General features: G+C 40.2%; 13 protein-coding genes. 9 read left to right on the top strand and 4 right to left on the bottom strand.

Annotated features, from left to right (window positions below):
- Nucleotides 1-234: 234 nt before the first annotated feature.
- The 3 genes from BMX84_RS08295 to BMX84_RS08285 all read left to right on the top strand — a co-directional run bounded on the left by BMX84_RS08295 (nucleotide 235) and on the right by BMX84_RS08285 (nucleotide 3,278).
- The gene (locus BMX84_RS08295) at nucleotides 235-912 is read left to right on the top strand and encodes a DUF5986 family protein (RefSeq protein WP_091488804.1); all 678 of its coding nucleotides are present in this window, start codon (nucleotides 235-237) and stop codon (nucleotides 910-912) included.
- A gap of 10 nt (nucleotides 913-922) precedes the next feature.
- Complete coding sequence (locus BMX84_RS08290; protein ID WP_091488802.1) at nucleotides 923-2,119, top strand: helix-turn-helix domain-containing protein; 1,197 nt, start codon at nucleotides 923-925, stop codon at nucleotides 2,117-2,119.
- Nucleotides 2,120-2,432: 313 nt separating this feature from the next.
- Nucleotides 2,433-3,278 (top strand): hypothetical protein, encoded by an 846-nt coding sequence (locus BMX84_RS08285; RefSeq protein ID WP_091488800.1) that lies wholly within the window; start codon nucleotides 2,433-2,435, stop codon nucleotides 3,276-3,278.
- A 185-nt stretch (nucleotides 3,279-3,463) separates the two neighbouring features.
- On the opposite strand, the gene gloA is transcribed toward BMX84_RS08285, so the two are convergent.
- Entirely contained in the window at nucleotides 3,464-3,844 is a 381-nt protein-coding gene (gene gloA, locus BMX84_RS08280; protein ID WP_091488798.1) for a lactoylglutathione lyase, read from the bottom strand.
- Nucleotides 3,845-3,974: 130 nt separating this feature from the next.
- Nucleotides 3,975-5,129 (bottom strand): MFS transporter, encoded by a 1,155-nt coding sequence (locus BMX84_RS08275; protein ID WP_218142362.1) that lies wholly within the window; start codon nucleotides 5,127-5,129, stop codon nucleotides 3,975-3,977.
- 495 nt (nucleotides 5,130-5,624) lie between these two features.
- Between BMX84_RS08275 and BMX84_RS08270 the strand changes: the two genes are divergently transcribed.
- From BMX84_RS08270 to BMX84_RS08250, 5 genes are all read left to right on the top strand, one after another.
- Complete coding sequence (locus BMX84_RS08270) at nucleotides 5,625-7,037, top strand: DEAD/DEAH box helicase (RefSeq protein WP_281282297.1); 1,413 nt, start codon at nucleotides 5,625-5,627, stop codon at nucleotides 7,035-7,037.
- Between the two features lie 44 nt (nucleotides 7,038-7,081).
- Entirely contained in the window at nucleotides 7,082-7,363 is a 282-nt protein-coding gene (locus BMX84_RS08265) for a DUF1905 domain-containing protein (protein WP_091488794.1), read from the top strand.
- Between the two features lie 109 nt (nucleotides 7,364-7,472).
- Nucleotides 7,473-8,345 carry a DegV family protein gene (locus tag BMX84_RS08260; RefSeq protein WP_091488792.1) on the top strand — a complete coding sequence of 291 codons (873 nt, stop codon included), beginning with the start codon at nucleotides 7,473-7,475 and terminating at the stop codon, nucleotides 8,343-8,345.
- 224 nt (nucleotides 8,346-8,569) lie between these two features.
- The gene (locus BMX84_RS08255; RefSeq protein ID WP_091488790.1) at nucleotides 8,570-9,043 is read left to right on the top strand and encodes a YbaK/EbsC family protein; all 474 of its coding nucleotides are present in this window, start codon (nucleotides 8,570-8,572) and stop codon (nucleotides 9,041-9,043) included.
- Between the two features lie 14 nt (nucleotides 9,044-9,057).
- A complete protein-coding gene (locus BMX84_RS08250; RefSeq protein ID WP_091488788.1) occupies nucleotides 9,058-9,366 on the top strand; it encodes an MGMT family protein in 309 nt (102 codons plus the stop codon).
- A gap of 373 nt (nucleotides 9,367-9,739) precedes the next feature.
- On the opposite strand, the gene fabV is transcribed toward BMX84_RS08250, so the two are convergent.
- On the bottom strand, nucleotides 9,740-10,936 hold the full coding sequence (gene fabV / locus BMX84_RS08245; RefSeq protein WP_177165516.1) for an enoyl-ACP reductase FabV: 1,197 nt from the start codon (nucleotides 10,934-10,936) through the stop codon (nucleotides 9,740-9,742).
- 182 nt (nucleotides 10,937-11,118) lie between these two features.
- Between fabV and gloB the strand changes: the two genes are divergently transcribed.
- Nucleotides 11,119-11,823 (top strand): hydroxyacylglutathione hydrolase, encoded by a 705-nt coding sequence (gene gloB / locus BMX84_RS08240; RefSeq protein ID WP_091488781.1) that lies wholly within the window; start codon nucleotides 11,119-11,121, stop codon nucleotides 11,821-11,823.
- A gap of 76 nt (nucleotides 11,824-11,899) precedes the next feature.
- Here the strand turns inward: gloB and BMX84_RS08235 are convergent.
- A partial coding sequence (locus tag BMX84_RS08235) for a pseudouridine synthase family protein (RefSeq protein ID WP_486187450.1) occupies nucleotides 11,900-12,197 on the bottom strand: 298 nt, incomplete at its 5' end.

Raw genomic sequence — 12,197 nt, 5'->3', positions numbered from 1 at the left:
AAATGAATACAATAATAAAGAGTCAACAGCGGATTCAAACGCTGTTGGCCCTTTTCTATCTTTGAAGGAAAACCGGTTAATTATTTAACTGTAATTACTTGCTAAACTATAAACGAGGTGAGAGTAAATGTTTAGTAGGAAATCGGTTTAACGGAAACGGTTATTTTACTATTATGGTTGACAAAATACAAAAATAGTCTAATATAATATGTAACTACAAAAGGAGGTATTTTGATGGAAGAAAAAATCTTAAAAGAATTAGCCAATATCTTATCGGTCAAAGATCAGGATAGTAAAGAGCAATTGGCATATGCAATAGATTCCGCTGGTAATCCAGCTACAGTGAACTCTAGGCCTGTCTATAATTGGGATGTGAGGTACACAAAAATAAGGAATGTTGCTATTAGGAACGGAATGGATTTTGTAACGATTAGCAGGGGAAGTTTGTGGGAATTAGTGGCGCTTGTTGACGAGAAAAATGAAGAAATATCGTTGTTTTTGTCTGAAAAAAACCTCCAAAAGGTACTAAAGGAAAAAAGTCCAACACACTATATGTCTATATTATCTGTTCTCAACAAAGAAGAGGCACTGCAAACCTCACTGGACTTAGGAGATAGCTCGGAAGTTGGGTTAACTGAAGAACTATTTATAAAGATGATGAATGACTACGAAATTACTGCAAAAAAAACGTATGTTTATACTTTTTCAGATACATACGGTCAAGAGCAATTTAGCATGTATCGTTTTACTTCTAATTATGATTTAATAGAGTTTGAAAATTATTCAGATCTAATAGATTCTACCTTTGAAGTTGATACAACTGATAAAGTAAAAAATGACTCTACAGAAAGTACAACAGTAGATAAATTGAAGAAACAAGAAAAACAGATTGTATCTTTAAAAAATAATTGAGGTGTAGGAAATGCAAAGGATTTTTAATGGGAAGAGGCTAAAAGAGGCTAGACTATTTAATCAATATACCATAACAGCTCTTTCTAAAGAGTTAGAAGTCTCTAAACAAATGGTGTCCAAATATGAGAATTTAAATAGTCAACCATCTAAAGAGACACTATTTAAAATAAGTAACTTACTTAAATTTCCCACAGAGTTCTTCATGACAGAAGATAATAGCAGTATAGCTTCAAATGGTCTTTATTTTAGATCATATCTTACATCAACTCAGAAGGAAAAAGAACCTGCAACATACTGGTTAAAGTATGCATTAATCATTAAAGAGTATCTAAATCAATATGTGGATTTTCCAGATTTAAAAAATACTGATAGCATTACGGAAAGTATAGATTTACAAAGCAGCAATTTGACATTAAATGATATTGAAAAAATAGCACAACATGTAAGAGAATTACTTGACTATAACGATCAACCAATTGAGAATATGGTTGAATTTGCAGAACTATTAGGAATAACAGTGATAAACAATAATGGATTTTCTGAGAAAGTAGATGCATTCAGTAGTAGATACTCAATAGGAGATAATAACTATTTTGTGATTTCAATACCCTCAGAAGGTACATTCTTCAGACAGCAGTTCAGTATAGCACATGAGATAGGTCACTGGATTCTACATGAGGGTATGGATCCACAGGAACTAGAAAAAGACGAGTACAAACTCATGGAACAAGATGCAAATAATTTTGCTTCTTGCCTGCTTATGCCAGCTGAAAGATTCACTAAAGATGTTGAAAATACAGGTACACACTTTGAAAGTTTTTTAATTCTTAAAAAAAGGTGGAATGTCTCTGTTTCAAGTATGATTATGAGAAGTTACCAACTAGGTTTAATTACCAGTATAGAAAAACAAAGCTTATTTAAACACATGAGCTATAAAGGCTATAGAAAATTAGAACCATTTGACAAAGAAACTAAGGTGAATAAGCCGGTTGCAATAAGACAAGCGATGAAATTATTAGATGATAATAATGTTAGGACCGGTGCTGAGATAAGGGACGAACTAGCTGAGAAATATAATCTATATCTCAATCTAGAATTTTTGTCTCAAGTAACCGATTTACCAAAGCAGTTTTTCATGGACAATAGGGAGAGTGGTGTAGTCTTGTCTATAAAGGACAACTATAACTCAAAATCTAAATTACAGTAAAGTAGTACAAAAAAGCCAGCTTTTCTAAGTTGGCTTTTCTAGTACAATATAGCTTATTAATCTAGTTAATAAAGGAATACGGATACCCTTTACTATAATGCATCTATTCGTGATAGGATATCAGTAACGTAATAGATGATATAAAAAAACCGCATTGGTTAGTGATACGCAGAACCGTATTCTAAGTAGATGGGGTTATTTAAAAGTTTAAATAATATTCTACTGCAATTCATTATTATTAAATACTAATAGTTTAGAAGTATTAGTATTATTAATATAAATGAAGTTTTAATGGGGAGGGGAAGCATTAATTATGAACTTGTTTTCAAGTCGAGAAGTAGCAAGTATAATTTGGTTAATCATACTTTGTGTTTTCGTGTTTCTAATACCCAAAATAAGGAGTTCAGCTTTAAAATTATTAAAAATTTCTGTTAACAAGCAAATAATCACTCTGGTAGTTATTATAATATTCTATTCCTCCTTTTGGATAATAGTAGCCTCTCAATATTCATTCTGGAATTGGAAATATTTAAAAGAAGTTATTTTTTGGATAGTTTTTAGTGGAATTCCAATGTGCTTTGGAGCCATTATAATTAAAAATGATGATCATTATTTTGCAAATATCTTAAAAAGTAACTTAAAATTTATCGTAATCCTAGAATTTTTATTAAGTACATTTACTTTTCATATCATTATTGAACTGATACTAGTCCCTAGTATAACTTTTTTAGTTTTGTTAGATACTGTAGCAGGTTTAAAAGAAGAATATTCAATAATAAAAAAAATAACATCAATTGCTATTACTTTTATTGGTCTTACAGTTTTAGTACTTACAATGAAGAATGCATTTGCTAATTATACTGATATGGGGAGTATAGATTTATTAATAACTTTTTCTATTCCGATAGTTTTAGCGTTACTCTTCATTCCAATATCGTATAGTTATGCTCTTTACTCAAAATATCAAGAATTATTTATTATAATGAAGTTTAAGGAACCTAAAAATAAAAAAATCCGAATGCTGCATAGATGGGAAACTGTTAAGGTTTGTAAGCTGTCTTACAGAAGAGTTACAGTATTTAGAAGGACAGTTGTAAAAAGAATGTATAAGAATATGAGCAAAGAAGAGTTTTATGAGATTATTGAAAGCTTCAAATAAGTAAATTTTAAAGAATTAAGAATAGATATATTATGTTTAATTACGTTCCGTGTGACTAATTCAGTGCTGTTCAAAGCCTCATTTAAACACAATGCGGAGAATCGTACCCTAAGTAATGGGTTTTTCACAAAAAAATGAAAGCATGTTGGAAAACCAACATGCTTTCATATAAACTTTTCGAAATATTATTTTCTGCGTTTAACTTCAATACGATACCCATCAGGGTCGGTCACAAAAAAATAGCTCGGTGTGCCGCCGGACAGTCCTTTTAACTCGCCTGTCTTGTAAGCAGAAGCTTTACATGTTTCGTGCATGTCTTCTAAGTCATCGACAGTGACACCTAAATGACTGAAGCCATTTCCTATCTCATATGGCTCAGCATCGTAATTGTAAGTTAGTTCGATCTGTACAGAAGAACCAGGTGAGTTCAGATAAATTAAATCAAATTTATTTTCTGGGAATTTTCTATGGCTTGCAACTTCAAAATCAAATAGATTGGTATAGAAGTCTAATGTTGCATCAATATCTCTCACACGCAGGCAAATCTCAACAAGTTCTTGGTTCATACTATCATCCTCCAAAAATTTCTTATCTTTATTCTAGCATGAAAAAGTTATAGAGGGATATTTTTTAGCCTCCGATATTTTCAGTTGTGTTCTAATAGATCAATAGGTAAAAGTATAGTGAATGATATGTTTACAAAGGATGTTTTCTATCAATCATTCGTGTCAGTATAAAGAGAATGAGGGTCAGTATAGCCAGAAAAACTGGGAATAGTGTCATACTGACTGCTTGAAAAACAATACCGAATAAGGGCGGAACGGTTATAATTCCGATGGATCCGGCAGCGATCTCCAGACCAATGATACTGCTAGAAAGCTGTTCGCCGAAACGTCGGGGTGTTTCATGCATCATCGTAGGAAAGATGGCGGCACAGCCCAAGCCAATAAGACTTAATCCAAGATAGAGAAGAATATGTGTACCTAATGCAGTGGCACCTATTCCCAGCATCAGCAAGGCCATGCTTAAGTATAATATTTTTTGATTGGACAGCCACAAGGTCACGAAACCTGAAACGACTCGCCCAAGCGTCAGACTAATAAAAAATATAGATAAAATAAAACTGGCAGTAGCAGGAGTTAAACTCTTCGCTCTGATCAGGTAGCTGCTTCCCCAAAGAAAGACAGTGCCTTCCAGTGCTACATAGATCAAGAAAGAAAGTAGAGCATAAATAATGCCCTTATTCTTTATGAGCAAATCAGGAGAAACTGAAATGTTATTCTCTTGTAACTGAAAAGCTCTTCCATGTTTCCACATAGGTAAGGAGTAATAAAGAACGATGGCAATCATTAACTGAATTCCCCCGATGATGGCATATCCTGTTCGCCAGGAAAACTGACTTCTCAGTGTGAACCCCATGATCAAAGGTCCTGCAGTGGCACCTACTCCCCAGAAAGCGTGGAGCCAGTTCATGTGATAAGCTTTAAGATTGACTGATACATAATTATTTAAAGAGGTGTCAATCGCACCAGCACCTAGACCCAATGGGACAGAAGCAATCAGCAAGAAGAAAAAGTGTTGAGACAATGAAAAACCTGCGAGGCCGAGTGAGGTTAAAAGTACACTCGTAAGGATTAGACGCCCGATGCCCAGCCGGTTAGTAATCTTGGAAGTCTTGATACTGGACAAAATACCAAAGGAAGATACAGTCATTGATATAATTCCTGCTGCGCTCTGCTGTACAGGGAAATCTTTCATCATCTCGGGCCAGGTTACGCCCAAAAGAGAATCAGGAAGTCCAAGACTGATATAAGTTAAGTAAATTATCAGGATAAATAAAAGTCTTTTCAACTGTTTTCCTCCAGTTCAAAATTGTATAACTTGATGTCGTTGGTATGTTGTATAACGTGATTCTTCGCAGATAAGAAACTGCTATATCTAACAACTATATTTAATCCGTACAGATTTGTCAAAAGAAATCAATGTGTAATGAGCAGAATGATGTACTCCAATTTATTTTAGTGAAGATTCGTAAAAAAGAATTAGCCCAGTGTACGGTGCCATTTTCTTCAGGATAAGTACTCAATTGCTTCTTAACTTTTTATTCTTAATATTTAGGAGAAAAAGGGTTTAAGACTGATGATAGAGTAGCGATTAGATTAAAAGGATAGAGAAAAGCAGAAATTTTTTGGATTTTGTGACAAAGCATTTCCCACTCTCTATTTAAATAGGGCTGTTTTGAAAATTTAGTGTGAAAATTCTGTTATAATAACTAAACGAACTTAAAGAAAGCAGGAAACTATTATTACTACATCATTTGAAACGTTCGGGATCAGTCCCGAGATAGTGAAAGCATTGACGAGTTTGCGTTACTACAATCCGACGGCGGTACAGGAAGCAGTTATTCCGTTGGCTTTAGAGAAACAGGACGTTCTAGTGGAGTCACAGACAGGCAGCGGGAAGACCGTGGCCTTTGGGATACCGCTTTGTGAACAGGTTGAGTGGGAAGAAAATAAACCGCAAGCCTTGATTTTGGTCCCGACGAGAGAGCTGGCGCTGCAGGTCAAGGACGACATCATGAACGTTGGACGGTTAAAGCGGATAAAGGTGACGGCGGTATTCGGGAAGGCCTCTTTTAAAACACAGAAATCTGAACTCAAGCAGAAAAGTCACATCGTGGTTGGTACGCCGGGCCGGATGCTGGAGCATTTAAAAGAAGGCACACTGGTCGTCGATAAAGTCAGCAGTCTCGTGTTAGACGAAGCAGATGAAATGCTCAATATGGGCTTCATCGATCAGGTAGAAAATATTATTGACTACTTACCGAAAGAACGCCAGACGATGCTGTTTTCTGCCACTATGCCAGAGCAGATCGAACAGCTAGCCAGTTTTTACATGAATGCTGACCGGGCTTCGGTCAAAATGGAGCAGTCAGCGGCAAACACTCCTAAGATCTTGCATGCCTATATCAATGTGGACGAAGCAGACAAGGAAAAACGTCTGCTGGATCTTTTGACTGTTGAGAATCCGGATGCCTGCATCATCTTCTGTAATACGAAAGACACCGTGGATGCCGTAGAGAAGCACTTAAACAAAGCCGGCCTGCCGAGTGACAAGCTGCATGGCGGGATGGACCAACGGGACCGTCTAGTCGTCATGGATGACTTCCGAAAAGGGAATCTCCGTTATCTGGTGGCAACTGACGTGGCTGCCCGCGGGATCGATATCGACAATCTGACTCACGTCGTAAACTTTGACGTGCCTTTTGAAAAAGAAAGCTACACCCACCGGACAGGTCGGACAGGTCGTGCCGGGAAGACGGGGCTGGCTTTAACAATGGTAAGCGAAGGGGACCAGAGACGCTGGCGGGAAGTCCGTGACTTTGCCTTCAGTGACAGCCAGGAGTTGACGGAAGTGTTTGCCCCTAACGAACGTCTAGTGAACCGCACGAAAGCTGCCTTTGATAAGAAAATAAACGCTCGGGTCAAACCAAAAGTCGCCCGCAACAAGGAATTGAACAAGGACATCACCAAGGTTTACTTCAACGGCGGTAAGAAGAAAAAGCTGCGCGCCGTCGATTTTGTGGGGACCTTAACGAGTATCAAAGACGTTTTAGCCGAAGACATCGGGATCATCACGATCCAGGAAAATGTCACGTATGTCGAGATACTGAATGGCAAAGGCCCTTACGTGATTTCTGAGATGCAGAACCGCACAGTTAAAAACAAAACATTGAAAGTCCGTAAAGCACGCAAGTAAGCAGACTGAACGGGCGAGCGACATAACTTACAGGAGGAGCAGATATGATTCATTTAGTTGACCACAAAGAACTTGAGCTCCAGCACAGAGATGACTTTGGTGCCTGGACCTACTTCATTCAAATCCCGGATACCCAAGGACTCAACGGACAGTGGGGCAGGATGAAGGTGAGCGGGACCCTGGATGACTATGAGCTGAAGAAGCATAATCTGGCTCCGAGAAAAGATGAAGATTACCTCATTTCCATCAATAAAGAGATTCGAGAAACCTTGAATAAAAAACCGGGCGATAAAATCTTAGTCGATCTTTGGCTGGATATTATTTAACGACTAAACCGATTACAAGTTTTAGTAGGATAATACCTGGAAATAAAGTATACTAGGCACTAGTTCCCGAAAATTTTTATTGTGGGATCAAATAGTGGGGGAATTTAAAATGATTAAACTAATGGCTGATTCAACGTGCGATTTATCGCAGGAAATCGTGGAGCGTTATAATATCGGCATTGCACCTTTGAATATTGAAATTGAAGGCGTCCACTATCGCGATAAAATAGATTTAACATCAGATGAGTTTTTTGAACGTCTGCCTGACATGGAAGAGCTGCCCAAGACGGGCGCACCGAGTCCCGAGGCTTACTTGAATATTATTGAAGAAGCGATGACGGAAGGCTACAGCGAATTTTTGTGTATCTGCATGTCCAGCGGCACAAGCGCCTCTTACCAGGCAGCTGAGATCGCAAGGGAGTCCTTTTACGATAAACATGCAGAGACAGGCGTGAAGATCCATATCGTCGATTCCTGGTCAATGAGTCATGGAAGCGGCTGGCTGATCATGAAGTCTGCCCAGCTGCTTGAAGAAGGGTATTCATTCGACGAACTGGTTGCTTTCAATGAAACGCATAAAAAACACGTGAAACACTTCTTATGTGTGGAAGATCTGCACAATTTAACGAAAAGCGGACGTATCTCGAATACCGGTGCCTTTATCGGCAGTCTCCTTCGTGTGAAACCGATCATGTCCATGAAAGACACGAAAGGTGCCATCGTAGCCAAAGCAAGAGGCACGAAGAAGGCGCTGAACTATTATGTTGAAGAATTTCAAAAACGCATTGACCCGGAGTGGACCACGTTCATCATTATCGGGAATTCTAACGACAAGAGCATTGCAGAGCAGCTGAAAGAAAAAATCAAGCTGAAAACAGATTTTATTGGAGACATGCACATCATGCAGATGGGTGTGGCTGTTGGAACACATGTCGGTCTGGGCGGCTTGTCCTTGTTCTTTATGGAAAAAGAAACGATATAAAAGTTGATCGATACGCGTCCTTCAGGATAATTCCTGGAGGGCTTTTTTATCTCATGTGATGATCAGAAAGATGATAAAAAGTCTCTGTCGATATCTTTGATTTAAGAAGGAAGCAGAGTATACTAAAAACAAGAGACTAAAAGAAAGCGCAGGATTCAGAACTCTTAATAATCATGATGAATGGGTATTCTTTTTTAAAATTGCTCAGAGGAGGACTGACTGAAATGCTCGTCGATCTTAAAGCGTTTTTTAACAAGCATCACATTGATTTTGAACTGTACGACCATGATCCGATCTATACTAATGAAGCTGCCGTGCTCATGAAAGAAGAAAAAGGATTTACAGGGACGGAAACCAAAGCGCTCTTTCTGAAAGGGAAATCCGGACAGTACTATTCCATCGTGACCTTTACGACAAAGAGTACTGATTTTAAACAGTTGAAAAAAGTGGCAGGGGAGAAAGTGTCCATTGTAAAGCCGGACGAAATGGAAGAAGTCACTGGTCAGAAACCGGGGGCCGTGACACCACTGGGCTATGAAGCGTCCATACCAATGATCGTGGATGCGGAGTTATTTGAGCAGGAAAAACTGGTCTTTGCGCCTGCCCGGCCGGATCAGACGATGGTCATCAAGGCTGTAGATTTAGAAAAAATCATTAGACTTTTGGGAAACGAGTTATTGATCTATCGTGAAAAGTGAAAGGAAAGTAAGTAATGAACCGTGTACTGGATGATGCATTGATTTACGAAATCTTGTCAGTCGTCGAAGAGATACCTGAAGGGAAAGTGGCGACTTATGGACAGATCGCCAGACTGATCGGCAGAGAACGCAATGCCCGGCTGGTCGGCCGCGTGTTGAGTATGGCTGAGTTCTATGGCAGCTACCCGTGTCACAGAGTAGTGAATCATGCCGGACGATTGGTGCCCGGCTGGAGCGAACAGAAACAGCTCCTGGAAGCCGAGGGCGTGTCCATGAAGAATATGGACCATGTGGATATAAAGAGCTATCAGTGGCATCTTTGAGCTGATCTGTATTAAGGGTAAACACTGGACGCCTCTTTCGAAGTGTAAAAAACCGGGCAACTTCTTGGAGATGATAGAAGTTGCCTGGTTTTTTTGCACATTAAAACCGATAAGCAGGCTGATCTTCAGAAGTTGGGACAAAAACACAGGAAACTTCTGAAGATAGGCAGCGTAACTTCTGAAGTTTCACCAAAAAGTGCTCTCACTTCTTACGTTTATCAGTTAACTTAAGAAGTGACCGATGTTTTTCTGAATACTCCTGAAGATCCAGAAGAACAGTCGCTTTTACGAGAGAGATGAATAAAAAATCACTAGTGAAAACAGAAAAAAGGTTATGGCTTTATCCGCCATAACCTTTTTTTATTTATGTCGATCAGTATTCCATTGCTTTCAGCTCGTCAATCGTGACCTCTTTTTCAACAAAGCCATCGACCATGAAGCCGCTGAGGTTGGAGAATTCTTTATAAAAGAGAGCGTAGGCAGTCAGATCGGTATTGAAGTTCTCTTCGTTGAGTTCACCGATCAGTGCTTTTGTCTGTGCCTGTGTATCGCTGTCCAGTTCCCAGCTGTCCGGGCGCAGACGTCCCTCTTCGTCATACTCAGGCTTGTCACCGTAGATCATGTCACGGTAAATACGGTCCATATGCATGATCGGTGTCTCGTGGGTCCCTTTTTCCGACATCACTTTATACAAACCGATGCAGTAGACCGGAAAGAAGGGGATGACTGAACTGGCTTTCGTCGTCACGGCTGTAGCCACGACGATCTGGGCCTTGCCGTTGATGTCTGCCAGCAGTTCGTTGATCGTGTCTGCTTTTTCATCACAGTCGGCTTTAGCGCGGCCGAGCGTGCCGTGACCGTAGTAAGGATGATTCAATTCTGAACCTAAATAAGAATAGTTCGTTGTCAGAACACCTTCTGTCAATACGTCGGCTTCTTTCAAGGCTTTCAACCAGAGTTCCCAGTCTTCGCCGCCCATGACTTTAATCGTATCTTCAATTTCCTGTTCTGTTGCAGGTTCCAGAGTTTCTGTGTAATAGTCTTCCTTTTGCATATTGATGTTCGGGCCGACGACCGGCTCACCGATGGCTTTGATCGATGACGTGTACGTTTCGCCCGTTTCTGGATCGGTCCGTCTGCCGCTTGCCAGACTGTAAACCACGAGGTCGACTTTTCCGCCGAATTCGTTTTTGATATAGTCGATGACTTCTTGTTTGGTTTCTGTGCTGAAGGCGTCCTGCACGAAGTTTTTGGCGATCAGACCCTCTTTTCCAGCGGCTTCTTTAAAGGCGATATTGTTGTACCAGCCTGCTGTTCCGAGGTTGCGTTCGCTCTTTGGTCCTTTTTCATAGGAGACACCGATCGTATCTGCACCGGCACCGAAAGCCAGACTGATCCGTGTCGCTAAACCGTAGCTGGATGAGGCTCCGATGATGAGGACTTTTTTCGGCCCTTCAAATGTCCCTTTACTTTTTACGTGATCGATGTGATTCAAGACTTGCTGTTTGCGTCCAAGCGGGTTGACACTGACTGCAATGTTTCCTCGAAGTTTTTGTTCAAATTCCACCATGCTTATTTTCCCCCTGTTAATTTGTTGTAAGTCCATAATAGCAGAAAACAGATTTATTTTGAACATCAAAGTATTTTTTATTCTCATCAGCTGCTGTGGTACTCGATAAGTTAGATTGGCTTGAAAATCTGCTATACTGAATAAAGACAGATCGATCTATTTTTTAGCGAGGAGTGTTTTATATGACTATTCATCCAATCAAGGCTTTATTTGACAATTATATCTGGGTCATCGAGGAAAATAACAAGGCCATCGTCGTCGATCCCGGCGAAGCTGAAGGGGTACTTAAATTTCTGAAAGAAAAACAGCTCTATTTAAATGCCATTATTCTGACGCATGACCATGAGGACCATACAGGAGGGGTAAACAGGATTTTAGCTCGTTTTCCAGAAACGCCCGTATACGGACCGGAAGAAACGGCTGATCTGAACACAGAGACACTAAAGGGCGGGGACACCGTTGAACTCTTAGGACAGCAATTCCAAGTAATGGTAACGGCGGGACATACCAATGGGCATATCAGTTTAGTGATGAATAATGACGCTCTTTTCTGTGGCGACGCCTTGTTCTCAGGTGGATGCGGCCGGGTCTTTACGAAAGATTATCAGGCCCAGTTTGCGGCCTTAGAGAAGTTCAAGGCGCTGGATGACAAAGTGAAGGTCTATGCCAGTCATGAATATACAGAGAAAAATCTGACCTTTGCTCAGTCGATAGAGCCGGAGAACCAAGCTATTTCCGATGCTTTGGATGAGGTGAAACGCCTAAGAAAAGAAGAACGTCCGACCCTGCCGTCGACCATAGGCAGAGAAAAAGACATCAATCTTTTCCTTCAGGCGGAAACGCTGGAAGCCTTTAAAGAACTGCGCCAGGCGCGTGACGATTTCTAATAGAGGCAGTATAAAAACAGCCCATCACCGACTGCGTCATTTGAATGCAGTCGGTGATGGGCCTTACATAACGGATTTACCATTCTCTAGGAGTATAGTGCAATTCTTTGAAGAGCTGTCTTTTCTCTTTCTTGGATAAATAGCGCCACTGGCCGACTGGCAGTTTGCCTAAGTGGATGTTCATGATCTGAAGCCGTTGAAGGCGGTACACGTTATACCCTAAAGCCTCACACATGCGGCGGATCTGTCGGTTCAGCCCCTGGGTCAGGATGATCTCGAATTCATATTTGTTCACCTGTTCCACTTTGCAGGGAAGAGTGGTCGTGTCCAGGATATCGACGCCTTCAGACATCTGCTGGAGGAATTCCGGTGTG

Origin of the sequence: Alkalibacterium putridalgicola (assembly GCF_900109825.1) — a bacterium.
GTDB classification, from domain to species: domain Bacteria; phylum Bacillota; class Bacilli; order Lactobacillales; family Carnobacteriaceae_A; genus Alkalibacterium; species Alkalibacterium putridalgicola.
This window is presented reverse-complemented; position numbering and strand designations above follow the sequence as displayed.

Excerpts from the sequence above, each read along its gene's own strand:
- gloB (WP_091488781.1), top strand. The coding sequence starts at position 11,119 with ATGACTATTCATCCAATCAAGGCTTTATTTGACAATTATATCTGGGTC.
- BMX84_RS08290 (WP_091488802.1), top strand. The coding sequence starts at position 923 with ATGCAAAGGATTTTTAATGGGAAGAGGCTAAAAGAGGCTAGACTATTT.
- BMX84_RS08260 (WP_091488792.1), top strand. The coding sequence starts at position 7,473 with ATGATTAAACTAATGGCTGATTCAACGTGCGATTTATCGCAGGAAATC.
- gloA (WP_091488798.1), bottom strand. The coding sequence starts at position 3,844 with ATGAACCAAGAACTTGTTGAGATTTGCCTGCGTGTGAGAGATATTGAT.
- fabV (WP_177165516.1), bottom strand. The coding sequence starts at position 10,936 with ATGGTGGAATTTGAACAAAAACTTCGAGGAAACATTGCAGTCAGTGTC.
- BMX84_RS08285 (WP_091488800.1), top strand. The coding sequence starts at position 2,433 with ATGAACTTGTTTTCAAGTCGAGAAGTAGCAAGTATAATTTGGTTAATC.
- BMX84_RS08255 (WP_091488790.1), top strand. The coding sequence starts at position 8,570 with ATGCTCGTCGATCTTAAAGCGTTTTTTAACAAGCATCACATTGATTTT.
- BMX84_RS08265 (WP_091488794.1), top strand. The coding sequence starts at position 7,082 with ATGATTCATTTAGTTGACCACAAAGAACTTGAGCTCCAGCACAGAGAT.
- BMX84_RS08295 (WP_091488804.1), top strand. The coding sequence starts at position 235 with ATGGAAGAAAAAATCTTAAAAGAATTAGCCAATATCTTATCGGTCAAA.
- BMX84_RS08250 (WP_091488788.1), top strand. The coding sequence starts at position 9,058 with ATGAACCGTGTACTGGATGATGCATTGATTTACGAAATCTTGTCAGTC.